The following is a 1,551-nucleotide window of genomic DNA, read 5'->3' as shown; positions in this document are numbered from 1 at the left end:
GATCGGTGCTCCCCGCGCTGGCCAGCCCCCGCTCCCTGGCCCGCTCGGCGGTGGCCGACCGGTGCACCAGGGCCCGCACCTGCGCCCCGGCCGCGATCAGATCGAGCCCCAGGGAGCCGCCGATCAGACCCAGGCCCACCACCCCCACCGGTTCGCGCTGCCAGAGGGGTGTCATCGTCGCTGCGGATCGGCTGGGGCCAGCTTCCTACGATCCGGCGATGTTGGAAGCCCGCGCCCACCAGCACCTCAAGGCTCTCCTGCAGCGGGAGGGGGTGGAACGCTGGCCCCACCACCTCACCCTCAGCCGCCTGGTGGCCCGCAGCCTGCGCCGGGCCGACCACACCCTGGTGCGGCTGGCCCCCGGCACCGCCCCCAGCTGGTGGATCAGCCTGCTGGTGCCCCTGGCCCTCAGCGAGGCCCCCCTGGCCCTGGTGGTGACCCCGGCCCTGCGCCAGCGGCTGCTGCGGGTGGAGTGGCCCCGGCTGCGCAGCGTGGGCCTGGAACTGGCCTGCTGGGAAGGGCCCGGGGCCCCCGCCGGCACGCCGCTCTGGCTGCTCGATCACCGCGAACTGGTGGCGGCCTGGCGCCAGGGCGAACTGGGGGATCGGCAGCTGGTGATCCCCGAGGCCGAGACCCTGGAGGCGGCCCTGCGCGAGGCCCTGGAGGTGGAGCTGGAGCCCCGCCACTGGGACCAGCTGCGCCGCGTCCAGCCCAGTGCCGAGGGCTGCCTGCTGGGCCTGCACGAGCGGCTCAGCCGCCGGGTGCTCGCCCATCCCCGCTCCCCGCACCGACTGGTGGCCCTGGCCGACGATGACGAAGCCCCCCTGCGCCACCTGCTGCGGCTGCTGGAGCCCCTGCCGGAGCCCTGGCCCCGCTGGCTGAGGGCCGGGGCGGGCTGGAGCAGCTGGGCCCGGGTGGATCCCTCCCTGCTGCAGTGGAACCTGCTGCGCCAACCCCTTGAACCCCTGGGCGAGCTGGCCGGCCTGCTGGTGGGGCGGGGGGCCGTGCTGATCGGGGAGCTGGCCACCGGCCGGGCGGCGGAGGGCCAGCCCGCCTCCGTTGCCGCCCTGGGCCTGAAGCCCGCGGTGGTGCTGGATCTGGCCGATCCCCCCCTCTCCGACCCCCTGCCCCTCTACGCCCCCCTGCGCCAGCCCCTGCCCAACAGTCCCCAGTACGCCGAGCACCTGCTGGAGCAGGGCCGGCGGCTGGTGCTGGGCCAGGGCGGCCTGTCGGTGGTGCTGATCGACGACCCGGCCCTGTACCTGGGCCTGGCCAGCGGCCTGGCCGCCGAGTTCGGCAGCCGGGTGTGCCACCAGAACCTGGCGCCGGAGAGCAACGGGGTGGTGTGCTGCAACTGGGACTGGTGGCTGGAGCACCAGCCGCGCCTGCCCCTGCCCTGCCAGGTGGTGGTGGGCCTGCTGCCGATCGCCAGCCTGGAGGATCCGCTCACGGCGGCCCGGGTCGGGGTGCTGCGCCAGCAGGGCCGTGACTGGTTCCGGGAACTGCTGCTGCCCGAGGCCCTCAACCGGCTGCAGCGGGGCGTGGCGGGGC

The 1,551-nt window shown here is 75.8% G+C and carries 1 protein-coding gene and 1 pseudogene; one reads left to right on the top strand and one right to left on the bottom strand.

Going from position 1 to position 1,551, the window contains the following annotated elements; all coding sequences use genetic code 11:
• Nucleotides 1-175, bottom strand: a pseudogene (locus tag VB737_RS06945) (prephenate/arogenate dehydrogenase); the annotation flags it as partial.
• A 43-nt stretch (nucleotides 176-218) separates the two neighbouring features.
• On the opposite strand from VB737_RS06945, the gene VB737_RS06940 reads away from it, so the two are divergent.
• Nucleotides 219-1,551, top strand: a 1,333-nt coding sequence (locus tag VB737_RS06940) for a helicase (protein ID WP_500312195.1), incomplete at its 3' end; no start/stop codon positions are given.

The sequence above is a fragment of the Synechococcus sp. BA-120 BA3 genome (assembly GCF_034931285.1).
In the GTDB taxonomy this organism is placed as follows: domain Bacteria; phylum Cyanobacteriota; class Cyanobacteriia; order PCC-6307; family Cyanobiaceae; genus Cyanobium.
This window is presented reverse-complemented; position numbering and strand designations above follow the sequence as displayed.